The sequence below is a fragment of the Erythrobacter donghaensis genome, from assembly GCF_002155425.1.
GTDB lineage: Bacteria > Pseudomonadota > Alphaproteobacteria > Sphingomonadales > Sphingomonadaceae > Erythrobacter > Erythrobacter donghaensis.
The window spans coordinates 235,289-258,452 of record NZ_MUYG01000007.1 but is presented as its reverse complement, the minus strand read 5'-3'; the positions used below and the strand labels follow the sequence as shown (position 1 = coordinate 258,452).

Genomic DNA, 23,164 nt, shown 5'->3' with positions numbered 1-23,164 from the left:
GGAATGATCGTCGGCGAAGCCATCCGCGCCGCTGCCGAACGCCTTGCTGCAACGAGTGACACCGCGCGGCTCGATGCCGAGGTGCTGATGGCCCAGGCGCTCGGCCTCACCCGCTCGGACATGCTGCTGAAAGCGATGCGCGATCCCGCGCCCGAGGGCTTCGCCGCGCTGGTCGAACGCCGCGCTGCGCAGGAACCGGTCGCCTACATCACCGGCGCAGCCGAGTTCTACGGCCTCACCCTCAAGGTCACCCCCGCCACCCTCATCCCGCGCGGCGATAGCGAGACGCTGGTGGTTGCCGCGTTGGAGCACGCAGGGGAGGCAGGCCGGGCGATCGACCTCGGCACCGGCTCGGGCGCGCTGCTGCTCGCGCTGCTGGCCGAGCGACCCGGTTGGCGCGGGGTGGGGATCGACGCCTCGCAAGAAGCGCTGGCGGTCGCTTCGGGCAATGCCGCCGCGCTGGGCCTCGCCGCGCGCAGCGAATGGCTCCACCGCGACTGGCATACCGCCGGCTGGGCCGACGATCTGGGCACCTTCGACCTCGTCCTGTGCAATCCGCCCTATGTCGAAGCCGATGCCGCGCTCGACGCGCAGGTGCGCGATTACGAGCCCGCCAGCGCGCTGTTCGCCGGGCCCGAGGGGCTCGACGATTACCGCGTCCTCATCCCGCAATTGCGCGCACTGATGAACGCGCAAGCGCTCGCAATCCTCGAGATCGGGGCGAGTCAGGCCGCAACCGTGACGGCGCTGGCCGAAGCGGCGGGCTTTTCGGTCACATTGCGCCGCGATCTTGCGCAAAGGCCGCGTGCGCTGGTGCTCGGGTGACAGAAAAGCTTGGCAAACCGCGATTGCATCGCTACGTCCATAGCTGGCCAGACGAAATGCGAAGGGCGCAAGTCGCTGGACCAAGCTCCTAAACTCAGCTGATACGGCCGTCAGGGCAAGCCCCCGGCTGCGACAGAGCGGAGCGCGCGACATGGTTCGGGCATGGCCTGACATGGCGCATGGGCAAGGGGTCTGTTGACCGCGCGTGCAGTTAAAGATTTCACCGCAGGTCGCTGATAAGGAACAACTTCCTTGAATAACAATAACCGGAATAACCGTCGTCGTGGACGCGGCAACCGCAATCAGGGCGGCAATGGCGCCCAGCTGAACCGGATCGACAGCCGCGCACGCGGCAACGCCCCGCAGATGCTCGACAAGTACAAGAAGCTCGCGCAGGACGCCCAGCACAATGGTGACCGCGTGCAGATGGAGTACTACCTCCAGTTTGCCGATCACTATTTCCGCGTGATCGCCGACAACAAGGCACGGCAGGACGAGCAGCGCGGCGGCGGCAACAGCAACAACGGCAACCGCCGCAATGACGAGCGCGAGCAGGCCGAGGATTTCGAGGACGATTTCGATTTCGGCCGCCGCAGCGACACGCCGACGCGCTCGCCCTACGAACAGGCCGATGCGACGCCGCGTTCCGAAGTGACCGAAGGCGAGCCCGGACAGGAAGGCGAAAGCTTCCTTGCCGAAGATCGCGGCGAGGATCAGGGCGAGGGCCGCCAGCGCGGTCAACGTCGCCCGCAGCAGCGCAAGCCGCGCGAAAATCGCGGTGACGGTGAGCGGAGCGAAAAGCGCGCCGATCGTGCAGAGCGTCCGGCGCGGGCCGAGCGCAGCGAGAAGCCCGCGCGCACCCGCAAGCCGCGCAAGAGCGCCGATGATGCCAATCAGGGCGGTATCGACAGCGCGATCCTGCCGCCCTCGATCCGGGGTGACGATGCGGGCGGCGACAGCGGCGCGCTCGAAACCGTCGAATAAGTACCATGAAGGAGCGGCTGGCGGCAGCGGCGGCCGCAGTGCCTGCGCTGGCGCAGCGTCGTCCGGCGCTGGCCGCCATCGTGCTGGGCCTCGTCGGGGCCTGCGCCTATCCGCCGCTGCATCTGTGGCCGCTGGGCCTCGCCGCGCTGGCGGGGTTCGTGTGGCTGATCCATTCCGCCGATAGCTGGAAGCAGGCGCTGTGGCGGGGCTGGCTGTTCGGCTGGGCGCATCTGACGCTCGCCAACAACTGGATCGCGACCGCCTTCACCCATCAGGCCAAGATGCCCGAGGTGCTCGGCTGGGCGGCGGTGCCGCTGCTGTGCATCTACCTCGCATGGTATCCCGCACTCGCCGCGCTCGCCGCGCATCTGCTGGCGAAGAAGCGCCCCGCCTGGGCCTTCGGACTGGTGCTGGCGGGCGCATGGATCGTCACTGAATGGCTGCGCGGCTGGGTGTTCACCGGCTATCCGTGGCCGCCTGTCGGGCTGACGCTGCTGGGCGGATGGGATACGCCCGGCGCAGCGCCAATACTCCCGTGGATGGGGACATACGCCTTCTCAGGCTTCACGATCATCGTGGCCTCGGGGCTGGTCAGAGCAATCGTGGAACGAGGCTGGCTCAAGGTTTTGCCTGCATGCTTGATCCTTGTGGCGCTGATGCACGTGCCTTTCCCCGGCAACAAGGTTTCCAATCTCCGCTACACCCTCGTCCAGCCTTATATCCCGCAGGCCGAAATCAACGACGGCGCCAAGTTCGAGGAGCAGTTCGCCCGCATCGCCCGCCTCACCGCGCCGGGCCGCGACCAGTCGCGGCTGGTGCTGTGGCCCGAAAGCGCGGTGCCGGACTATCTCGAGGACGGCTATCCCGAGCGTTACTACTTCCAGATGACGGCGGGCGGCGATCCCGCGTTGGCGCGCGCGCGGATCGGCAAGGTGATCGGGCCGCAATCGACGCTGCTGACCGGGGTGGTCAATCTCAACATCGGCACGCTGCCGGATGGCCCCAACAAGGGCCGCCCCGGCGCTGTGAGCGCGCGCAATTCGGTGATGGCGCTGAATGGCGAAGGCGCGATTATCGGCGGCTACGACAAGGCGCATCTGGTGCCCTATGGCGAATACCTGCCGCTGCGCCCGCTGCTGGAGCCGCTCGGCCTGTCGCGGCTGGTGGCGGGGAATATCGACTACCTGCCCGGCCCCGGCCCGCGCACGCTCGATCTGGGGGTGCATGGCAAGGTCGGGGTGCAGATCTGTTACGAGATCGTGTTTTCGGGCGAAGTGACCGATCCCGCGAACCGGCCCGACTTCATCTTCAACCCCTCGAACGACGGCTGGTTCGGCCGCTGGGGCTCGCCGCAATTCGTCGGGCAATCGCGGATGCGCGCGATCGAGGAAGGGCTGCCGGTGCTACGCTCCACCACCACCGGGATCAGCGCAGTGATCGACGCCGATGGCGTGGTACGCGGCCATATCGGGAGGGGCAAGGCCGAGGCGCTCGAAGGCTTCGTGCCCGAAGCCAAGCCGCCGACCCTGTTCGCCCGCTGGGGTCATACCCTGACGCTGGCCTGGGCCGGGCTGTTCTTTGCGCTCGGTCTGGGTCTGCCGAGAGTGCTTGCGCTCATCCGCGCGCGCGGCTAGGGCGGTGGCGAACTGCCAGACATAAAGGTTTCCTTATATCTCTATAAGGTTGCGCTCTCGGCATCGAATCGCACTTCACACCTCCGGGGAAATCCATGCGCCACGATTATCTCTTCACCTCCGAAAGCGTTTCCGAAGGCCATCCCGACAAGGTCTCGGACCAGATTTCGGACGCGATCGTCGATCTGTTCCTGTCGAAGGACCCCGAAGCGCGCATCGCCTGCGAAACCCTGACCACCACCCAGCTGGTGGTGCTGGCCGGCGAAATCCGCTGCAAGGGCGTGTTCGAGAACGGCGAATGGGCCGAGGGCGCGCAGGAAGAGATCGAAGCGACCGTGCGCAACACGGTGAAGCGCATCGGCTATGAGCAGGACGGCTTCCACTGGGAAACCTTCCGTTTCGAAAACAACCTCCACGGCCAGTCCGCCCACATCGCGCAGGGTGTGGACGCCAAGGAGAACAAGGACGAAGGCGCGGGCGACCAGGGCATCATGTTCGGTTACGCCACCGACGAGACCCCCGGCCTCATGCCCGCCACGCTCTATTACAGCCACAAGATCCTCGAGCGCATGGCCGCCGATCGCCACTCGGGCGCGGCGCCCTTCCTCGAGCCCGACGCCAAGAGCCAGGTGACCCTGCGCTACGAAGGCTCGACCCCGGTGGCAGCCACTGCGATCGTCGTCTCGACCCAGCACAAGCCCGGTTACGACGAGAACGACCCGGCCAAGCAGGCCGAGCTCGAAGCCTACGTCAAGGGCGTCATCGCCGACGTGATCCCGGCGAACCTGCTGTGCGAGACCGAATATTTCATCAACCCCACCGGCAGCTTCGAAATCGGCGGGCCTGATGGCGACGCAGGGCTCACGGGCCGCAAGATCATCGTCGACACCTATGGCGGCGCGGCCCCGCACGGCGGCGGCGCGTTCAGCGGCAAGGACCCGACCAAGGTTGACCGCTCGGCGGCCTACATCACTCGCTACCTTGCCAAGAACGTGGTCGCCGCGGGCCTCGCCACGCGCTGCACCATCCAGATCGCCTATGCGATCGGCGTTTCGAAGCCGCTCAGCCTCTATGTAGACACGCACGAGACCGGCACCGTCGGCGACGACGCCATCGAAAAAGCGATCCTCGGCATCGCCAAGCTGGGCGGGCTGACCCCGCGTTCGATCCGCACGCATCTCGGCCTCAATAAGCCGATCTACCAGCCGACCGCCGCCTATGGCCACTTCGGCCGCGCGGCAGAGGGCGACCTGTTCCCGTGGGAGCGGCTCGACCTAGTCGACGATCTGAAGGCTGCGCTGGCCTGATTTTCGGTTAGGGTGCTGCCTGTGACGGCACCCTCACCCGCTTCGGAACGCATCCTCGCGCTCGACGCGCTGCGGGGCGTGGCGGTTGCCGGGATCGTGGGCATGAACGTGCTCGCCTTCGCGCTGCCGGCCCCTGCCTATTACAACCCGCTCGCCTATGGCGGGGTGAGCCCGCCCGATTACTGGGTGTGGCTGGCAAGCTTCGTCTTCATCGAGGACAAGTTCCGCACGCTCTTCGCGATGCTGTTCGGCGCGGGGTGCCTGATTTTGATCGAGCGTGCAGGCGCGGCACCGTGGCGGGCGCATTATGCGCGCATGGCGGTGCTGTTCGTTATCGGCCTTGCCCATGCGATCCTGCTGGCCAGCAATGACGTGCTGCGCGCCTATGCGCTGGCCGGATGCGCGCTGCCGCTGCTGGCGGGACTCTCGGCGCGCGGGCTGGTGAGCGTCGCCATCGGATTGCTGGGCGTCCACCTGATGCTCGGCCTAGTGGTGCTCGGCGGGCCGATGGCGATGTATCTTGCCGGCCATGCGGGCACTGACGGAATGCTGTGGGCGCAGCGCCAGTTCGGGCACGATCCGCCCACGATCCTGATGCTGCTGGAACAGGGGCGCGAGGGGCTGGCCGAGCGCGTGGTGCGCCGCAGCCTGGGCATCCCGGGACAGATGACCGCGCTGGTGGCGGCGCTGCCGCTGAACCTCTCGGCAATGGCGCTGGGCATGGGGCTGTGGCGCGGCGGAATGCTGAAGGGCGCGTGGCGCACTTTCCGGCTGCAACGGGTCGCGGGCCTCGCCGCGCTGGTGGCGCTGCCGGGGCTGCTGCTGATGGCGGGATGGCTGGTGAGCGAGGGCTTTGCCGCACCGCTGGTCGGCCCGGTGGCGCTGGTGCTGTCCGCGCCTTTCGACATGGCGCTGGCGCTCGCCTATGCCGCGCTGGCGATGGCCTTCCTGACCCGCGACACCGGCCTGACCGCAAGGCTCGCGGCGGCGGGGCGGCTGTCGCTTACTAACTATTTGCTGACGAGCGTGATCCTCGCGAGCGTTTTCGCCCACTGGGGCCTCGGCCTGTTCGGCGAGGTGAGCCGCTGGCAGGCCTTCGCGATCGGCGCAGTGCCGGTGGCGGCGATGCTGGCGTGGTCGCGGTGGTGGGTGGCGAAGGTGGGGCAAGGGCCCTTCGAGCGGCTGTGGCGCGCGGGGGCGCGGCTGCTGTCATAGACCGTCACTGCGCGCCACACGCTGCGCCTCCCGCCAGCGGCCCCAGCTGGTTCCGGTGACGAGGCCTGCGAAGGCACCCGGAAGAACGAAAAACAGGATCTCGAGATCATCGGGACCGTCTGTCAGGGCGATGAGAACGACTGGCACAATGGCGCCGAGCACAAGGCCTGCACAGGCGTATGCACTCCAAGTCTCGCGTTTTTGCACGGACAAGAATGTCGTCAGCGGAAGTCCGAACATGACCGCCGAAACCAGCACCATAACGCCCGACAGCGTTAGTGGCGTAACGGCCAGCACGACAATTTCGCCGATACTAGCGTAATCGATCATATCCCACGCCATCGGCACAAAGAGCAGCAGAGTCCAAGGCAAACCCCCAGCCAGTGTGCCCCACCCGACAGCGCGGGCAAAAGCGATCAAGGCTTCTTTCATCGCAGCCTCCTGTGGTGAGGCGGGGCGGCGTTGCGGCCGCCCCGCTCGGCGATCAGACCTCGCCCGCCTCGGGCCGTGCGGCGGCGGCCCATTGCTCCTCGCGGAACCAGGCGCCGACCTTGCGGCCGAACTTGGCAATCGCGTTCATGTTGAAGAAGTGCATGAAGCCGAGCGCGACCACGACGATGCCGATCTTGGTCGACAGGAAGCGGATCATGTCCGCCGCGGTCTCGGGCGAGGTGCCGAAGCGCAGGGTCAGCAGGATCCAGCCGAGATTGACGAGGTAGAAGCCCACCACCAGCAGGTGATTGGTCGATTCCGCCAGCGTCCGGTCATGCCCGAAGCATTCCACCAGAAACACGAGGCCGTTCTTCGACAGGGTCTGCGCCACCCAGATGGTGAGGCCGATGCTGACGATCAGGTAAGCGACATAGGCATAGATATCGTACATCTTCTTCTCCTGTTATTTCTGAAATTACCGAAGTCACGTCGTGCAGGTGTGCTCCAAGGGGTTCTCCTTCGCTCCAATGTCAGATCAGTGTCGGTCGCTACCGCCGCCCGGCAGGAAGCGGGCGATGCCGCGGCCGAGCTTCATCAGCCGCACCAATGTGGGCTTGGGCAGGTGGCGCACGTCGGCGTACCAGCCGGTCAGCGTGCCGATGAATTCGTGCATCCGCCCGATCCGCTCACGCACGTGCACGGGCACCTCGCCGCGCGCCTTGACGCTGTCGGACAGTTCTCCGAGCAGGCGGATGGTGGGGTCGAACTCGCGCTTCTTGCGCTCCTCGGCGAGACGCATCAGCACCTCCCACAGGTCGGTCTCGGCGACGAAATGGTCGCGCCGGTCGCCCTCGATATGGACGCGGCGGACGATGCCGTAGCCCTGCAGCTCCTTGAGCCCGGTTGAAACGTTGGAGCGCGCAAGGCCCAGCACTTCGCAGATTTCCTCGGCGTGCAAGGGCCAGTCGCTGAGATAGAGCAGCGCATGGACCTGCGCGACCGAGCGGTTGACGCCCCATGCGGTACCCATTTCCCCCCAGTGGAGGATGAAGGCGCGCGCCTCGGGAATGTCCATCAGATCGGCCACGACTCGCCTCGTCTTTCTCTATTTCTGAAAATACAGAAATTGGAGACGATCGCAAGCGCTAAGCTTCGGGCGTGTCTTCCCCGTGGATCGGCGAGGGCCGGTCGAGCGCCAGCTGCCCTTCCGAGAAAACGAAGGGACTGCGCACCCCCGCCATCCCGCCCAGCTCCACCCGCATCCCGCGCGCGACCACTTGGGGGTCGGCGAAGACCTCGTCCAGCCGGTTGATCGGGCCTGCAGGAACACCCGCTGCATGGCAGGCATCGAGCAGGCCCTGCTTGCTCCACCCCGCGCAAGCCGCCGCAATCTCGCCATCGAGCGCGGCGGCGTTGGCGGTGCGGTCGCCATTGGTGGCAAAGCGCGGTTCGCTTGCCAGAGCGTCGAGACCCAGCACCGCCATCAGCTTGTGAAACAGCCCGTCATTGGCGGGCGCGAGGATCACATGGCCGTCGCTCACCGCGAACACTCCGTAGGGCGCGACCTGCGCATGGGCATTGCCCATCCGCGGCGGGTTTTGGCCGGTGGTGAAGAGGTAGGTCGCCTGATTGGCAAGCAATCCGACGCTGCAATCCATCAGGCTCATGTCGACCTGCTGGCCCCTGCCGGTGCGCGCCCGCATCAGCAGCGCCGCCTGCACGCCGTTCGCGGCCCACACGCCGGTCGCGAGATCGCTGATCGAGATGCCCATTTTGACCGGATGCCCCTCGGGCTCGCCGGTGAGCGACATCAGCCCGCTCATCCCCTGCGCGACGAAATCGTATCCCGCCTCATGCGCCCGCGGCCCGGTCTGGCCGAAGCCCGTGATCGAGCAATAGACGAGGCCGGGATTGGCGGCGGCAAGGCTCGCGTAGTCGAGGCCGAACTTGGCGAGGCTGCCGGTCTTGAAGTTCTCGATCACCACGTCGGCCCCGGCGCACAGGCCCCGCACCCGCGCGAGGTCGTCCGTGTCGGCGAAGTCGGCGATGATCGAGCGTTTGCCGCGGTTGCAGGCGTGGTAATAGGCCGCCTCGCGGTGGGTCTTGCCAGCTGCGTCCACCCGCTCGACCCAAGGCGGCCCCCACAGCCGGGTGCCGTCGCCCTCAGGGCTTTCGACCTTGATCACGTCCGCGCCGAGATCCGCGAGGATCTGCCCGCAGAACGGCCCCGCCAGCACCCGCGCCAGCTCCACCACCTTCAGGCCCGCGAGCGGCGCGTTGGGGTTGCGAGGCTTATCGAGCCACATGGCCTATTTGCCGAGCTGCCGGTGTAGGAACCGCACGCTGTCCGCCAGCACCGGGCCCTTGTCGCGGAACGGCACCGACAGCGCCATCACCACCTCTTCATGGGTGAGCGGGCCGTAATTGATCATGTCCGCCAGCGCGCCCTGTTCGCGCAAGCGCGCGGCAAGATTGCGGGCGTTCTTGACCCGCACCGTCTCGTCCCCGTCCGAGGTCACCAGCAGCAGCGGCGGGGCGTCGGCGCGGGCGAAGGTGATCGGCTGGGTCTCTTCGGGATGCGGCCACTGGCTCATCGCGTCGATCGCGCGTTCCGAGGTGAAGGGGTAGAAGTCGTAGGGGCCGGACAGGCCGACACCTGCCTTGATGAAGCCCGGCGCGACTCCCGCCGCCGCCAGCCGCTTGGCATCCAGCGCCAGCATCACCGCCTGATAGCCCCCCGCCGAATGCCCCATCACCGCCACACGCCCCGGATCGCCGCCGTGCTGGGCGATGTTGTCTTCCACCCACGCGGCCGCTTCGGCCCCGTCGTCGAGGAAGGCAGGGAAGCGCACTTCGGGCACCTTGCGATAGTCCGGGATCACCACCAGAAACCCCTCGCGGGCCAGCGCCCGCCCGGCAAAGGCATAGGAGGCGCGGTCGCCCTTGGCCCAGCCGCCGCCATACCAGAAGATCACCACCGGAAGCGGGCCTGCTGCGGCAGCGTCCTCGGGCGCCCAGATGTCGAGGCTCTGCCCGTGGCTGCCGAAGGCCACGCCCTCGGCCACCAGCCGCGCACCCTCGGTGCCGCCCGCGACGCGGTCATACCACGACAGCAGCCGCGGCGGCGAAGTGAAGGCCAGCACGCCGCCGATCGCCGCCAGCAGGCCGAGCCCGCCGATAACAAGCCCCCGCTTCATGCAGCGAGGTAATGCGCAGTGGTGGTCGCGGCGATATCGGCCTCGGTGACGCCCGGCGCCATCTCGATCAGGCGGAAGGGCTCACCCTTGCCTGCACGCTGGAACACCGCGAGGTTGGTGATGATCATGTCGACCACGCCCGCGCCGGTCAGCGGCAAGGTGCATTGGGGAATGAACTTGGGCGAGCCGTCCTTGGCGGTGTGGTCCATCACCACGATGATCTGCTTGACCCCGGCGACCAGATCCATCGCCCCGCCCATGCCCTTGATCATCTTGCCCGGGATCATCCAGTTGGCGATGTCGCCGTTCTCGGCCACCTCCATCGCACCCAGCACGGTGAGGTCGATATGCCCGCCGCGGATCATCGCAAAGCTGGTGGCGGAGTCGAAATAAGCGCTGTGCGGCAGCTCCGAGATGGTCTGTTTCCCTGCGTTGATGAGATCGGGATCGACCTCGTCCTCAAAGGGAAAGGGCCCGATGCCAAGCATCCCGTTCTCGCTCTGAAGCGTCACCAGCATCCCTTCGGGGATGTGGTTGGCGACCAGCGTCGGGATGCCGATGCCGAGGTTGACGTAATAGCCATCCTTCAATTCGCGCGCAGCGCGGGCGGCCATCTGGTCGCGGGTCCAGCCGGTGAGGGTTGCGGCTTCGGCCATGCGGGGGAAACTCCTGAATGCTAACGGAAATTGAGGACGAGAAATTCGTATTCGCCGTGGCGCATCACCCCATCACCGTCCGCGTCGAACCACGCGACGAGGTAGAGCGGGCCTTTCACAGCCCGCATCGGCACTTCCTGCCATTGGCCTGCGGCGTCCTTGCCCCCCAGCGTGGAGAACGTGAGGCTGTGACGACAGCGGTCCGGCCCCAGCCTGATCCCGCTTAGGTAATGATGTCCATCATCGCGCAGCATCAGCGTGCCGGACCCGGCTGCGGTGTCAGCCATCGCGGTATAGCGGCCGAAATAGATCGGCGGGTCTGCCGGCGGCGTGGGCTTGGCGCGGGCGGTCGGATCGGCGGCGGCGAAGATGCTGTCGTCGGTCCAAGCCGTCAGCAGATAGGCATCGTCATCCCCGCGCACAGGCAGCAGGATGGTGAAGGGCGCGCGCTTCAGTGTCACCTCGCTGCGCAACAGATCGGTGTTGACCAGAGGCACCTGCTTCCCGCCCTGCTCGAACCTGAACGCGAGCCAGGGGGAATGTGGCAGCGGCGTATCCTCCGCCGCCAGCGGCGCGGCCAGCGTCAGGGCCAGCAGCGCCAACGCACGCAGAAGCACTCTCACCGGCTCACTCCCCCAGCAGCGGCGCGATCAGGAACCAGCCGTCGCCGATCAGCGGCTCCAGCCCCGCGCCTGCCTCGGGCGAGCGCAGATATTTGAAGCGCGTGTCGAAATCGGGCCGTTCGTCCCCGGCGATGGCGATGATGCAGGTGATCGCGGCGAGACTGTCGCGGCGCTGATCCTTGGTGTCGGCACCGTCACGGCGCAGCGAAATGATATCCTCGCCGCGCGGGTCGAGCCCCGACTTTTCCAGCGCGACACGCAGCGCGCCCGATTGCGTGGTCGGCATGTCGGACAGCCAGGCGATCTCCACCCCCGCCTCGCGCAGCACCGCCAGCCCGAGCGCGAGGCCGGGCTGCTGGGCCGGGTTGGCAGGCGGCCGGAACACGCCGCCCGCCGGATCGAGATCGATCACCGCAACCGGCTGCTCGCCCGGCGAACAACGGCGGCGCTGGCCATCGAGCGCGACCGGATCGCTGAGGATCGCCGAGGGCAGGTCGGCCCCGCGCTTGCCGCCGAGTGCCGAGGCCTGCCCATAGCGCACGAAGCGGGCGAAGCTCGACTGCTCGGGCGTGAGCGGGCGCGCGGGATCGGGATAGGCGGCAGCCGGCGGCACGGCGACAGGCGCTGCGGCAGTGGCAGCGGCCGGAGCGGCGGCAGCAGCGGGCGGCAATTGCGGGCGCGGCGCTGTCGTCACCGGAGCCGGAGCCGGACGGGGGCCGACCTGAACGGGCGCGGCCTGAACGGGTGGTGGCACGACCGTCACCGGAGGCGGCGTGGTCGCGGCCGGTGCAGGCGCGGTCACGGCCGGGCGGGCGGCAGGCGGCGCGCTTGTGGCGGGCGGGGGGATCGTCACCGCAAGGCCTGGTGCGGGCTGCGGATCGGGACGCGAGGGCGCGGGTGCCGATGCCGCTGGCAGCGCAGGGATCCGCACGGTGGTAGGTGCGGGGGTTGGGGCGGGTGCCGGAGTTGCGGCGGGGCTGGGAGCCGGTGCGGGAGCGGGCGCGGTCGCCGCCGCCACCTCCGCCCTGCTCTCGCCCGCGTCCTTGCCGTCGATCCGCGTGCCGAACACGCCTGCGCCCGCCAGCGCCGGAATCGCCGCCGCGACGCAGCCCGACAGCGACGATCCTGCCAGCAGCAGCAGCGGCAGGGCCAGAAACCTCTTATCCATCACGCCGTCTCCCTCTCGCGAACGGTGCGGAACTCGATCTTCTTGTCATAGGGCGCGCCGAGCACGATGCGGTTCACGAACACGCCCGCCAGATGGATCTGATCGGGATCGAGCGCGCCTGCGGGCACAACCTCCTCAACCTCGACCACGCAGACCTTCCCGCAGGTCGCGGCGGGCAGGTTGAAATTGCGCGCGGTCTTGCGGAACACGACATTGCCCGTCTCGTCGGCCTTCCACGCCTTGACGATGGCAAGGTCGGCGAAGATCCCGTGTTCGAGAATATAGGTCTGCATCACCCCGTCACGATCGGGGAAGTCCTTGTGTTCCTTGCCCTTGGCGACTTCGGTGCCGACGCCGGTGCGGGTGTAGAAGCCGGGGATGCCCGCGCCGCCTGCGCGCATCCGCTCGGCCAGCGTGCCCTGCGGACAGAACTCGACTTCCAGCTCGCCCGCCAGATATTGCCGCTCGAACTCCTTGTTCTCGCCGACATAGGAGCTGATCATCTTTGTGACCTGCCGCGTGCGCAGCAGCTTGCCGATGCCCTCGTTGTCGATCCCCGCATTGTTGCTGGCAAAGGTGAGACCTTTCACGCCGCTGTCACGAATCGCGTCCAGCAGCCGTTCGGGCAGACCGCACAGGCCAAAGCCCCCCGCGGCGATCATCATGTCATCGCGGAGCACGCCGGCAAGCGCACTGGCGGCGTCGGGGTAAAGCTTGGTCATGGGGGCCTCGCTGCCTCGTATGGTGTCACGCTAAAGCGACCCCGGCGGGCGGGATCGCCCACGTGATTAGAGCGTTCCGGCGGCGCTGTCACGCCCGTGCCGCCTCGAAGTCGAATCGACTTTCATGTTGCGGCGCACAAGAGCGACTCGGCGAAAATTCTGCCCAAGCTTTAGGCGGATGCCGCCATTTTGGGCAGAAATTTGCAAACTTTCGCACAAAACTGCACAAAATCCGGCTCTAGTTGCGCTCTTTGCAACAAACTAGGTATCTTTCGCACTTGCACAATCGGGGAAACTGGGGCAATTAGAGCCTGCCTTTCAGGCATCCTCTCCCAAACTTTTCAAGCCCGGCACTTGTTGCCGGGCTTTTTTCTTGCCCGGTAGCGCTATCGCTTTCCGGCCCCGCTCGCCCTGCGCACCGCCGCCCGGCAAAGCCTCGCCGCTCCCTCGCCGATTGCATTCGATTGCCGCTGTTCCTAGCTATCGGGCTGACACCCGTTGCACAGGAATCCCTCATGGCCGACGCCGAAACCGACACTCCGACCCGCACCGTGCGCCTGCAGGTCGCGCCTGCCCGGCAGGAAGAATCGGGGGCCGGCATCGCCCGCATCCCGCGTTCGGCCTTCCAGAAGCTCGGGATCACCGAGGGCGACGTGGTCGAGATTCGCGGCAAGCGCGTCACCGCTGCGATCGCCATGGCCGCCTATCCCGAAGACGACGCGCTCGACGTAGTGCGCCTCGACGGTCTCCAGCGCGGCAATGCGCAGGGCGGCTCGGGCGAGCATGTGGAAATCGCGCGCGGCGAATCGCGGCCCGCGACCCGCGTGGTCTTCGCCCCCGCCCAGCGCGAAATGCGCTTGCAGGGGCCGACACAAGCGCTGAAGCGCAACTTCTTCCAGCGCCCGCTGGTTGCCGGAGACCTTGTCGCCACCACCGGCCAGCAGCCGGTGCAGAACATGCCCGCCGACGTGCGCCAGCTGCTGCGCGCGCCCGCCTATGCGCTCACGCAAATCCGCCTGACCGTCGCTTCGACCAGCCCCAAGGGCATCGTCCACATCGACGAGAACACCGAGGTCGAGCTGCGCGCCGAGTTCGAGGAACCGCGCGATGGCCGCGCGGTCGTCAACTATGACGATGTCGGCGGCATGGAGGAAACCATCCGGGCCCTGCGCGAAATGGTCGAGCTACCGCTACGCTACCCCGAACTGTTCATCCGTCTGGGGGTCGAGCCGCCTAAGGGCGTGCTGCTCCACGGCCCGCCGGGCACCGGCAAGACCCGCCTCGCTCAAGCGGTCGCCAATGAAAGCGATGCGGAATTCTTCACCATCAACGGCCCGGAAATCATGGGCTCGGGCTATGGCGAATCCGAAAAGCGCCTGCGCGAAGTTTTCGATGAAGCCGCCCGCGCCGCGCCCGCGATCATCTTCATCGACGAGATCGACTCCATCGCGCCCAAGCGCACGCAAGTGCCGGGCGAAGCGGAAAAGCGCCTTGTCGCCCAGCTGCTGACCCTGATGGATGGGCTGGAGAAGCGTGCCAATCTCGTTGTCATAGCAGCGACCAATCGTCCCGACGCCATTGACGAGGCATTGCGCCGCCCGGGTCGCTTTGACCGCGAGATTGTGATCGGCGTTCCCGACCAGCGCGGGCGGCGCGAGATTCTCAGCATCCACACCCGCGGGATGCCGCTCGAACAGGAGGTCGATCTCGACGAACTGGCGCGCGTCACCCACGGCTTCGTCGGCGCGGATATCGCCGCGCTCGCCCGCGAGGCTGCGATCGAGGCGGTGCGCCGCATCATGCCGCGGCTCGACCTCGACGAGCGCACCGTGCCGCCCGAGGTGCTCGAAGACCTGTGCGTCACCCGCGACGACTTCCTCTCGGCGCTCAAGCGCGTCCAGCCCTCGGCGATGCGCGAGGTGATGGTGCAGGTGCCCAATGTCGCGTGGGACGATATCGGCGGCGCGGGCGAGGCGATCGACAAGCTGAAGGAGGGGATCGAGCTGCCGCTCAAGAACCCCGACGCCTTCCGCCGCCTCGGCATTCGTCCGGCCAAGGGCTTCCTGCTCTATGGCCCGCCGGGAACGGGAAAGACCCTGCTCGCCAAGGCGGTCGCCAAGGAGGCCGAGGCGAACTTCATCTCGATGAAGAGCTCCGACCTCTTGTCGAAGTGGTATGGCGAGAGCGAGCAGCAGATCGCCCGCCTCTTCGCCCGCGCCCGCGCGGTCGCGCCCTGCGTGGTGTTCATCGACGAAATCGATTCGCTGGTCCCCGCGCGCGGCTCAGGCCAGGGCGAACCGCAGGTGACGGGCCGGGTGGTCAACACCATCCTTGCCGAGATGGACGGGCTGGAGGAGCTGCAATCGGTGGTCGTGGTCGGCGCGACCAATCGCCCGACGCTGGTCGACCCCGCGCTGCTGCGTCCGGGCCGCTTCGACGAGCTGGTCTATGTCGGCACCCCCGACAAGCCGGGCCGCGAGCACATTCTCGGCATTCACACCGCCAAGATGCCGCTGGCCGATGATGTCGACCTCGGCGCCATCGCAGCCGAGACGGAGCGCTTCACCGGCGCCGATCTTGAGGACGTGGTGCGCCGTGCGGGTCTTGCCGCGCTGCGCCGCGTGGGCGGCGAAGTCAGCGCGGTCGAGCGCCGCGACTTCGACGCCGCGCTCAAGGATTCGCGCGCCACGGTGACGGTCGAAATGGAGGAGGAATACAAGCAAATGCGCGGCGAACTGAAGAAGCGCGCGGCGGCAGTGCAGCCGATCGGCTTCCTCTCGCCCGACATGCTGACCCCGACGCGGGAGAAGAAGCACGATTGAGCAGGCACGGCCCGTTCGCTAAATGTTTCACGTGAAACATTTTGCGTAGGTTCAATTTCCGTTCGTCCTGAGCTTGTCGAAGGACCGTCCTCTCTTGCTGCCGTCGTGCGAGGCCCAAGAAAAGCGGCCCTTCGACAAGCTCAGGGCGAACGGAGTTCAGGTTTCAATGCGCCGCGTCCCAGCTTGCCCCGGTGCCGATATCGACGCCGAGCGGTACGGTCAGCTCCACCGCGGGGAGCGCCGCCTCGGCCATCACCTGACGGATGATCGGGGTGGCGGCTTCCACCCGGGCTTCGGGCAGTTCGAACACCAGCTCGTCATGCACCTGCAGCAGCATCCGCACGTCGTGCAGCCCTGCGTCGGCCAGCGCCGGGAGCATCCGCGCCATCGCGCGCTTGATGATGTCGGCGCTGGTGCCCTGGATCGGCGCGTTGATCGCGGCGCGTTCGCTGCCTTGCCGTTCGGCCTGGTTCTTCGAATTGATCCGCGGAAACCACGTCTTGCGGCCGAACAGTGTCTCGGAATAGCCCTTGGCCCTGACGCTCTCCAGCGTTTCGTGGATGTAGCGCTGGATGCCGGGGAAGCGCTGGAAATAGGTGTCGATCATCGCCTGCGCCTCGTCCGGCTCGACCTCCAGCCGCCCCGCGAGGCCCCAGCGTGAGATGCCGTAGAGGATCGCGAAGTTGATCGTCTTGGCGCGGGCGCGGGTGTCGCGGGTGACTTCGCCGAACATCTCGCGCGCGGTGCGGGCGTGGATGTCCTCGCCCTCGGCAAACGCCTCCTTGAGGCTTTCGACATCGGCCATATGCGCGGCCAGCCGCAGTTCGATCTGCGAATAGTCCGCCGCGAGCAGCACATTGCCCGCCTCGGGCACAAAGGCCTCGCGAATCTGGCGGCCGATCGCGGTGCGGATCGGAATGTTCTGGAGGTTCGGATCGGTCGAAGACAAGCGCCCGGTCTGCGCGCCCACCAGTGAATAGCTCGTGTGCACCCGGCCCGTATCGGGGTTGATCGCCTCTTGCAGCGCGTCGGTATAGGTCGACTTGAGCTTCGCCAGCTGGCGCCATTCGAGCACCTTGTTGGCGATGGGCCTGGCGGCCTCGTCCTTGGCGAGATTTTCGAGCACCGACTGGTCGGTCGAATATTGCCCGCTCTTGCCCTTCTTGCCGCCCTTGAAGCCCATCTTGTCGAACAGGATGTCGCCCAATTGCTTGGGGCTGCCGACGGTGAATTCCTGTCCGGCAATGGCGTGGATCTCGCCTTCGAGCCGCCCGATTTCGATGGCGAATTCCTCCGACAGCTTGGCGAGGCGCGCGCGATCGACCCTGATGCCTTCGCGCTCCATGCCTGCGACCACCGCGATCAGCGGGCGGTCGACCCGCTCGTAGATCTTGCTGCCGCCCTCGACCGCGAGGCGCGGCTTCAGCAGGGCGTGAAGCCGCCATGTCACATCGGCATCCTCGGCGGCGTAGGCCGTGGCGCGGTCCAAGGGCACCTCGTTGAAGCCGATAGCCTTCTTGCCACTGCCGCACAGGTCCTTGAACGGGATCGGGGTGTGGCCGAGGTGACGCTGGCTCAGCTCGTCCATCCCGTGACCGCCGCCCATCCCGTCCTCGCCGCGCCCGGCGTCGAGATCGAAGCTGATCACCATCGTGTCGTCGATCGGGGCGACCATGATCCCCTGCCGCGCCAGCACGTTGAGATCATACTTGCCGTTCTGGAAGATCTTGAGGACGGCCTCATCCTCCAGCAGCGGCTTCAGCGCCGCGATGGCGTCTTTCATCGGCACCTGCTCGGGCTTTTCGGCGAACATGTCGCTGCCACCGTGGCCCAAGGGGATGTAGCAGGCATCGTTCGGCCCCAGCGCGAGGCTGACGCCGACCAGATCGGCCCGGATCGCATCAAGCGAAGTGGTCTCGGTATCGACCGCCACCGCCTGCGCCGCGCGGGCGCGGGCGACCCATGCTTCGAGGCGTTCGAGGGTCTGCACCGTCTCGTAAGCCGAATGGTCGACCGGCGGCATCTCGGGCAGCGGCTGGCGGTTGCCCTCCCCGCTACCATTCGCTGCCGCAGTGGTCGGCTTGGGCGGATTGAGATCGGTGGTGCGCGACGGGCTCCCCGCGCCGCTGTCCAGCCGCCGCAGCAGCGAGGTGAAGCCGTGGGTCTGGAGGAACGCCGCCAGCGGTTCGGGCGGCACCGGGCCGAGCTTCATCTCGCCCAGCGGCTGGGGAAGGTCGCAATCCTCTTTCAGCGTCACCAGCACCTTGGAGAGTTCCGCATCCTTGCGGCCCTCGATCAGGCGCTCCTTGAGCTTGGAGGGCTTCATGTCGGGCGCGGAATCCAGCGCGGCGGTGAGCGAGCCGTGTTCGGCGATCAGCTTGCTCGCGGTCTTTGGCCCGATCCCGTAGATCCCCGGCACGTTGTCGACGCTGTCGCCCATCAGCGCCAGCACATCGCCGACCAGTTCAGGGCCGACGCCGAATTTCTCCTCGACCTCCTCCAGCCAGATGCGTTGGTTCTTCATCGTATCGAGCATGTCGATCTTCGCGCCGTCGACCTCGCCGATCAGCTGCATCAGGTCCTTGTCGGAGCTGACGATGGTGACGTCCCATCCCTGTTCCTGCGCGCGGCGGGCGTAGGTGGCGATGAGGTCATCCGCCTCAAGCCCCGGCACCTCGATGCAGGGCAGGCTGAAGGCGCGGGTGGCGTCGCGGATCAGCGGGAATTGCGGCACCAGATCCTCGGGCGGTTCCGGGCGGTTGGCCTTGTACTGATCGTAGATGTCGTTGCGGAAGCTCTCCGACCCGGCATCGAGGATCACCGCGAGATGCGTCGGCCCGTCCGCCGCGTCGAGATCGGCGGCGAGCTTCCACAGCATCGTGGTGTAGCCATAGACCGCGCCCACCGGCGTGCCTTCCGGGTTCGTCAGCGGCGGCAGGCGGTGATAGGCCCGGAAGATATAGGACGAGCCATCGACGAGATAGAGGTGCTGCTTTTCGGACATGCCGCCTGCTAGCACCCGGCGTGGCCGGCGGGTAGAGGCTTGGCGCAAGGACGCGTTCGGGCGCTGGGATGCGTCAGATTGTGGCGAAAAAAGGGCATAATTGCGGCGCCCTGCCCCATTTCGCTTGTCCCTGCCACGCTATGCCCCTATCTGTGCATCGGACCGGGCGCTGGTGCGACCGGTCTCGGCGTGACCCGCAAAGGGCGCGTACCATTCGCAGTTCAGGGAGTTTCACCATGCGCAAGATCATCCTCGCCGCCGCCATCGCCACCTCGGCCCTCGGCCTCGCCGCTTGCAGCGAGACCACCGAAGCCGAAGCCGACGAAACCGTCAACGCCATGGAAGCCGACGCCGACGCCGCGGGCGAAGCCATCACCGACACCGCCACCGAAGCCGCTGGCGAGATCGAAGCCGCTGCCGACGACGCTGCCGACACCGCGGTGAAGACCACCGACGAAATCGGCGATGCCGCCGCTGCTGCCGCAGCCGACGTGGACGCCGCTGCCGAGTAATCGCGCACGGCCCTGCCGGTCAGGCGGGGACAGCAAAACAAGAGGGCGGCTCCCATCCGGGGCCGCCTTTTTTGCTGTCCGGTTTTTGGCGTTATACCAGGTCGCGCTAGCGCGCGACGCAGACCTCCCGCCCCGCCTCCCCACCCGGCCACCATAGCATGATGGCATCATTGGTGGCCGCCGTCCGGGGGAAGCATTCCCCCGGAATCCTTCCTGATCCCAGACGCGGGAGGCGGGGCGGGAGGTGCATGGGTTCGCATCAGCGAACCTCGGTATAAGAAGGCCCCTCAGCCCCCCGTCGCGTAAGGCGCGTTGGCCCAGTTGCGCGTCGGGTTCTGCTGGGCGCGCACCGCGAACCCATCATAGAGCGCGCGGGCGATCGCGGCGATCCGGTCCTGCCGGGCCAGCTTGGTGCCCTGTCCGGTGACATAGATCGCCACCGCAATCACGCGGCCATCGGGGCATTCGATCAGGCCGATATCGCTCGACGTATTGAACAGCGATCCGGTCTTGTGGCTGACCCGCGCTTCGAGCGGGATATAGGCCGGGATGCGATTCTTGCCGGTGACCGTGCGGCTCATCGCGCCAAGGATCACCCGGCGGCTTTCATCCGACAGGAATTCGCCGCGATAGAGCCCGGCCAGCAGCCGCACCATCGCGCGCGGGGTGGCGGCATCGCGGCTGTCGATATGGGTGACGGGGTTGTACTCGCCATCGTCGCGCACCAGCGTGGCGATGTCGCGGTTGATCGAGAATTCGCCGATCCCCTGCCGCCGCACCCAGTTGTTGACCACATCGGGCCCGCCCACGGCGGCCAGCAGCGCGTCGGTCGCGGGGTTGGAGGAACGGGTGATCATGATCTCGATCAGGTCGATCGCCTGCATCGTCTGCCCGGCCCGCACCGGCGCCTTGGGCGAGGAATACTTGGCCGATCGCACCGGCAGCATCAGCGGAAATTCGCTGGTCAGCGAAAAGCGGCCCTGTTCGACCATCGACATATAGGTCGCCGCCACGGCGACTTTGCTGGTCGAGGCCATCGGAAACAGCTGGTCGCCCAGCACCATGATCTCCTCACCCGTGGCAAGGTCGATCGCTGCCACCCCGATGCGCCCTTCGGCCGGATTGGCGAGTTCGCGGATGCGCTGTTCGAAATGGCCGGCATAAAGCGCCTCGAAGCTCGGCGGCTGGCGCACTTCGGTGCCGAATGTGGCCTCGAAACTTTCCTGAATTTCATCGGCATTCGCGGCCGCCGGGCTGCTCGCCATCGCCGCAAAAGAGGCAAGAAGCCCGGTGAAGACGGCGAGAAAGCGGGGGCGTGTCATAAGGACAAGCTACTCCAACAGGGTTTCCGGGGGCTTAACGATAGGCTTATCCACGCCCGATTCGGCGCGGCAAGCCCTCGCCTCGGCGCATGCGATGAAAGGTGCGCCCTGTAAGACAGAGTCGCTTAACCAAGTCGAGCCGGGGCGGGAGGCGCATGGGTTCGCATCAGCGAACCTGAGCATCAGAGGCCACCATGCGGCTGCTCGACCGGGGTGTGAGGTTCGTCGATATGCGGCTTGCCCCGCCGCATGGCCCCTTGACTGCGCGCCGGACTGCGTCAGGTTGCCGGTCAAGCATCGATCCAAGGGGACTTTCATGACCGATACCGCCGCCGCGCGCACCGCGCTTGCTGCCCTGCTGCTTTCCGCCTCCAGCCTTGCGCATGCGCAAAGCGTCCAGATCGTCCAGCCGGGCGCGCCGGGGCAGGCGTCGAAGACGCTCACTGCCGATGAGGCGGTCAAGCTGGCGCAGGCGAGCTACACCGCGTCTGACGTGGCTTTCATGCAAGCCATGATCGTGCACCACACGCAGGCGCTCGACATGGCGAAGCTGGTGAAGGAGCGCACCAATACGCAGGATCTGCTGACCATCGCCGGGCGGATCGAATCCAGCCAGGCCGATGAAATCGCCTTCATGAAAGGCTGGCTGACCGAGCGGGGCGAGCCGATCGAAGACCCGATGATGGCGGGCCACGGCGATCACATGCACCACATGATGAAGGGCATGGCCTCCCCCGAACAGATGAAGGCGCTGGCCGCTGCCAAGGGCGTGGAGTTCGACCGCCAGTTCCTGACCCTGATGATCGCCCACCACGACGGCGCGGTCGACATGGTCGAGGAATTGCTGCGCGAGGACGGCACGGCGGCCGACCCGGTGCTCTACCAGTTCGTGAACGACATCGACAAGGAGCAGACCACCGAGATCGAGCGGATGGACAAGCTCCTCGCCGGCCTGTCAGGCGATCCGCGCACCGGCCTTGCGGCGGGCTTCGACAATGCGGGTGAGGCGATCCTCAATCTGACCAAGGTCGCGACCCTGCCCAAGCCGGCGGGCTTCTTCAACCCCGCCAACCCGGCCGATCTGCGCCCGCCCGTCCCGCCCAAGAAGGACAAGGAGAAGGACGGGGCCGAGGATGGGGCCGAGCCCGAGACCGTTGAAAGCGCCGCCGAAGCCGCCGCCGCCAAGGTCGCGGAAGCCGCTGTTGATGGCGCCGCTACGCCCGAGCGCGAGGAGGAAGACCTCACCGAATTTGCCGAGCGCTCCCCGCTGCTCGATTTCGCCAACACCGACATCGCCTTTTTCGACGATGTGATGGTCGCAGGCTCCTACCACGGGTTCAACATCTACAAGCTGGGCACCGATGGCGTGCCGAACCTGATGAGCTCGGTCGTCTGCCCCGGCGGGCAGGGCGATGTCTCGGTGGTCGGCAATATCCTCGTCATGAGCGTCGAGCAGACCCGCGGGCGCGTCGACTGCGGGCTGGAAGGCGCGCCGGGCAAGGTCAATGAAGACCGCTTCCGCGGCCTCAGGATCTTCGACATCTCCAACCTCGCTGCCCCGCGTCAGGTGGGTCAGGTGCAGACCTGCCGGGGGAGCCACACCCACTCGGTCGTCAGCGCCGACGATACCCGCCTGATCGTCTACAACTCGGGCACCGCCGGGGTGCGCGAGACCGAGGAACTGGCGGGCTGCATCGGCGAGATTCCGGGCGACGCGCGCACCGCGCTGTTCTCGATCGACGTGATCGAGATCCCGCTCGCCGATCCCTCGCAGGCGCGCATCGTCAAGAGCCCGCGGGTCTTCGCCGACGAGAGCACCGGCACCATCGCGGGCCTGTGGACCGGCGGCGATCACGGCGACGGCACCCAGCGCACCGCGCCGACCGATCAGTGCCACGACATCACTGTCTTCCCGGCGCTGAAGCTCGCCGCGGGCGCGTGTTCAGGCAACGGCATCCTGTTCGACATCGCCGATCCCTTGAACCCGAAGCGGATCGACGTGGCGACTGACACCACCTTTGCCTATTGGCACTCGGCGACCTTCAACAATGATGGCACCAAGGTGATCTTCACCGACGAGTGGGGCGGCGGCGGGCGGCCGCGCTGCAAGGCTTCCGACCCCAAGACCTGGGGCGCCAATGCGATTTACGATATCGTCGACGGCAAGCTCAAGTTCCGCGCCCACTACAAGATGCCTGCCCCGCAGAGCGACAAAGAGAACTGCGTCGCGCACAACGGCTCGATCATCCCGGTGCCGGGCCGCGATCTGTTCGCGCAGGCGTGGTATCAGGGCGGGCTTTCGGTGATGGACTTCACCGACAGCGCCAACCCCAAGGAAATCGCCTATTTCGACCGCGGGCCGATCGACATGAAGCAGATGGTGCTGGGCGGCTACTGGTCGGTCTACTGGTACAAGGGCCACATCTACGGCACCGAGATCACCCGCGGGATCGACGTCTTCGCACTGAAGCCGAGCGAATTCCTCACCAAGGCCGAAATCGCGGCGGCCAAGGCGGCGCAGTATGAAGACAACCGCTTCAACCCCCAGACCCAGACCCGCGTGACCTGGGACAAGAAGGCAATCGACGCCGCAGCGGCGAGCCGCAAGGGGGGGTGAGGCACGACGCTAAGCGGGACGGCAGGCTTGCGCCCTTGCGGGGACAGGCCTGCCGTTCGGAAAGCGACCACGGTGCGGTTGTTGGCGGTTGCTGTATGTCGTCATCCCGGCAAAAGCTGAGATT

Annotated in this window: 19 protein-coding genes; 8 read left to right on the top strand and 11 right to left on the bottom strand. The window is 66.8% G+C overall.

Going from position 1 to position 23,164, the window contains the following annotated elements; all coding sequences use genetic code 11:
* Nucleotides 1–3 precede the first annotated feature (3 nt).
* The 5 genes from prmC to BZF59_RS04205 all read left to right on the top strand — a co-directional run bounded on the left by prmC (nt 4) and on the right by BZF59_RS04205 (nt 5,965).
* On the top strand, nt 4–825 hold the full coding sequence (gene prmC / locus BZF59_RS04225) for a peptide chain release factor N(5)-glutamine methyltransferase (RefSeq protein WP_086606991.1): 822 nt from the start codon (nt 4–6) through the stop codon (nt 823–825).
* A gap of 252 nt (nt 826–1,077) precedes the next feature.
* Complete coding sequence (locus BZF59_RS04220; RefSeq protein WP_086606990.1) at nt 1,078–1,809, top strand: DUF4167 domain-containing protein; 732 nt, start codon at nt 1,078–1,080, stop codon at nt 1,807–1,809.
* Nucleotides 1,810–1,814: 5 nt separating this feature from the next.
* Nucleotides 1,815–3,443, top strand: a complete 1,629-nt coding sequence (gene lnt / locus BZF59_RS04215; protein ID WP_086606989.1) for an apolipoprotein N-acyltransferase — start codon at nt 1,815–1,817, stop codon at nt 3,441–3,443.
* 95 nt (nt 3,444–3,538) lie between these two features.
* Nucleotides 3,539–4,750 carry a methionine adenosyltransferase gene (gene metK / locus BZF59_RS04210; RefSeq protein ID WP_086606988.1) on the top strand — a complete coding sequence of 404 codons (1,212 nt, stop codon included), beginning with the start codon at nt 3,539–3,541 and terminating at the stop codon, nt 4,748–4,750.
* A gap of 21 nt (nt 4,751–4,771) precedes the next feature.
* A complete protein-coding gene (locus BZF59_RS04205; protein ID WP_086607084.1) occupies nt 4,772–5,965 on the top strand; it encodes a DUF418 domain-containing protein in 1,194 nt (397 codons plus the stop codon).
* Here the strand turns inward: BZF59_RS04205 and BZF59_RS04200 are convergent.
* The 9 genes from BZF59_RS04200 to BZF59_RS04160 all read right to left on the bottom strand — a co-directional run bounded on the left by BZF59_RS04200 (nt 5,960) and on the right by BZF59_RS04160 (nt 12,763).
* Nucleotides 5,960–6,397: a hypothetical protein gene (locus tag BZF59_RS04200; protein ID WP_086606987.1), complete on the bottom strand. Its 438-nt coding sequence runs from the start codon at nt 6,395–6,397 to the stop codon at nt 5,960–5,962. The genes BZF59_RS04205 and BZF59_RS04200 overlap by 6 nt on opposite strands.
* Nucleotides 6,398–6,449: 52 nt before the next feature.
* Entirely contained in the window at nt 6,450–6,848 is a 399-nt protein-coding gene (locus BZF59_RS04195; protein ID WP_086606986.1) for a hypothetical protein, read from the bottom strand.
* An 84-nt stretch (nt 6,849–6,932) separates the two neighbouring features.
* Nucleotides 6,933–7,484, bottom strand: coding sequence for a GbsR/MarR family transcriptional regulator (locus BZF59_RS04190; RefSeq protein ID WP_245806010.1), 552 nt, complete (start codon nt 7,482–7,484; stop codon nt 6,933–6,935).
* A gap of 58 nt (nt 7,485–7,542) precedes the next feature.
* The gene (locus BZF59_RS04185) at nt 7,543–8,703 is read right to left on the bottom strand and encodes a CaiB/BaiF CoA transferase family protein (protein WP_086606985.1); all 1,161 of its coding nucleotides are present in this window, start codon (nt 8,701–8,703) and stop codon (nt 7,543–7,545) included.
* A 3-nt stretch (nt 8,704–8,706) separates the two neighbouring features.
* Nucleotides 8,707–9,594, bottom strand: coding sequence for an alpha/beta hydrolase (locus BZF59_RS04180; RefSeq protein ID WP_086606984.1), 888 nt, complete (start codon nt 9,592–9,594; stop codon nt 8,707–8,709).
* On the bottom strand, nt 9,591–10,250 hold the full coding sequence (locus BZF59_RS04175) for a CoA transferase subunit B (RefSeq protein WP_086606983.1): 660 nt from the start codon (nt 10,248–10,250) through the stop codon (nt 9,591–9,593). Before BZF59_RS04175 ends, BZF59_RS04180 begins: the two co-directional genes overlap by 4 nt.
* A 20-nt stretch (nt 10,251–10,270) precedes the next feature.
* Nucleotides 10,271–10,873 carry a hypothetical protein gene (locus tag BZF59_RS04170; RefSeq protein WP_143738088.1) on the bottom strand — a complete coding sequence of 201 codons (603 nt, stop codon included), beginning with the start codon at nt 10,871–10,873 and terminating at the stop codon, nt 10,271–10,273.
* A 4-nt stretch (nt 10,874–10,877) separates the two neighbouring features.
* A complete protein-coding gene (locus BZF59_RS04165) occupies nt 10,878–12,041 on the bottom strand; it encodes a hypothetical protein (protein ID WP_086606981.1) in 1,164 nt (387 codons plus the stop codon).
* Nucleotides 12,041–12,763, bottom strand: a complete 723-nt coding sequence (locus BZF59_RS04160; protein WP_086606980.1) for a CoA transferase subunit A — start codon at nt 12,761–12,763, stop codon at nt 12,041–12,043. The genes BZF59_RS04165 and BZF59_RS04160 overlap by 1 nt, the downstream gene beginning before the upstream one ends.
* A gap of 515 nt (nt 12,764–13,278) precedes the next feature.
* On the opposite strand from BZF59_RS04160, the gene BZF59_RS04155 reads away from it, so the two are divergent.
* Entirely contained in the window at nt 13,279–15,585 is a 2,307-nt protein-coding gene (locus BZF59_RS04155) for a CDC48 family AAA ATPase (RefSeq protein WP_086606979.1), read from the top strand.
* Nucleotides 15,586–15,748: 163 nt separating this feature from the next.
* Here the strand turns inward: BZF59_RS04155 and polA are convergent, their stop codons facing one another.
* Entirely contained in the window at nt 15,749–18,589 is a 2,841-nt protein-coding gene (gene polA, locus BZF59_RS04150; RefSeq protein WP_086606978.1) for a DNA polymerase I, read from the bottom strand.
* A 236-nt stretch (nt 18,590–18,825) separates the two neighbouring features.
* Between polA and BZF59_RS04145 the strand changes: the two genes are divergently transcribed.
* Nucleotides 18,826–19,101 (top strand): hypothetical protein, encoded by a 276-nt coding sequence (locus BZF59_RS04145; RefSeq protein WP_086606977.1) that lies wholly within the window; start codon nt 18,826–18,828, stop codon nt 19,099–19,101.
* A gap of 287 nt (nt 19,102–19,388) precedes the next feature.
* Here BZF59_RS04145 and BZF59_RS04140 read toward each other — a convergent pair whose 3' ends face one another.
* Entirely contained in the window at nt 19,389–20,423 is a 1,035-nt protein-coding gene (locus BZF59_RS04140) for a serine hydrolase (RefSeq protein ID WP_086606976.1), read from the bottom strand.
* Nucleotides 20,424–20,739: 316 nt separating this feature from the next.
* Between BZF59_RS04140 and BZF59_RS04135 the strand changes: the two genes are divergently transcribed.
* On the top strand, nt 20,740–23,040 hold the full coding sequence (locus tag BZF59_RS04135) for a DUF305 domain-containing protein (protein ID WP_086606975.1): 2,301 nt from the start codon (nt 20,740–20,742) through the stop codon (nt 23,038–23,040).
* Nucleotides 23,041–23,164: the final 124 nt, after the last annotated feature.

Excerpts from the sequence above, each read along its gene's own strand:
- BZF59_RS04135 (WP_086606975.1), top strand. The coding sequence starts at position 20,740 with ATGACCGATACCGCCGCCGCGCGCACCGCGCTTGCTGCCCTGCTGCTT.
- BZF59_RS04145 (WP_086606977.1), top strand. The coding sequence starts at position 18,826 with ATGCGCAAGATCATCCTCGCCGCCGCCATCGCCACCTCGGCCCTCGGC.
- BZF59_RS04155 (WP_086606979.1), top strand. The coding sequence starts at position 13,279 with ATGGCCGACGCCGAAACCGACACTCCGACCCGCACCGTGCGCCTGCAG.
- BZF59_RS04165 (WP_086606981.1), bottom strand. The coding sequence starts at position 12,041 with ATGGATAAGAGGTTTCTGGCCCTGCCGCTGCTGCTGCTGGCAGGATCG.
- lnt (WP_086606989.1), top strand. The coding sequence starts at position 1,815 with ATGAAGGAGCGGCTGGCGGCAGCGGCGGCCGCAGTGCCTGCGCTGGCG.
- BZF59_RS04140 (WP_086606976.1), bottom strand. The coding sequence starts at position 20,423 with ATGACACGCCCCCGCTTTCTCGCCGTCTTCACCGGGCTTCTTGCCTCT.
- BZF59_RS04200 (WP_086606987.1), bottom strand. The coding sequence starts at position 6,397 with ATGAAAGAAGCCTTGATCGCTTTTGCCCGCGCTGTCGGGTGGGGCACA.
- BZF59_RS04185 (WP_086606985.1), bottom strand. The coding sequence starts at position 8,703 with ATGTGGCTCGATAAGCCTCGCAACCCCAACGCGCCGCTCGCGGGCCTG.
- polA (WP_086606978.1), bottom strand. The coding sequence starts at position 18,589 with ATGTCCGAAAAGCAGCACCTCTATCTCGTCGATGGCTCGTCCTATATC.
- prmC (WP_086606991.1), top strand. The coding sequence starts at position 4 with ATGATCGTCGGCGAAGCCATCCGCGCCGCTGCCGAACGCCTTGCTGCA.
- metK (WP_086606988.1), top strand. The coding sequence starts at position 3,539 with ATGCGCCACGATTATCTCTTCACCTCCGAAAGCGTTTCCGAAGGCCAT.
- BZF59_RS04175 (WP_086606983.1), bottom strand. The coding sequence starts at position 10,250 with ATGGCCGAAGCCGCAACCCTCACCGGCTGGACCCGCGACCAGATGGCC.
- BZF59_RS04195 (WP_086606986.1), bottom strand. The coding sequence starts at position 6,848 with ATGTACGATATCTATGCCTATGTCGCTTACCTGATCGTCAGCATCGGC.
- BZF59_RS04180 (WP_086606984.1), bottom strand. The coding sequence starts at position 9,594 with ATGAAGCGGGGGCTTGTTATCGGCGGGCTCGGCCTGCTGGCGGCGATC.
- BZF59_RS04160 (WP_086606980.1), bottom strand. The coding sequence starts at position 12,763 with ATGACCAAGCTTTACCCCGACGCCGCCAGTGCGCTTGCCGGCGTGCTC.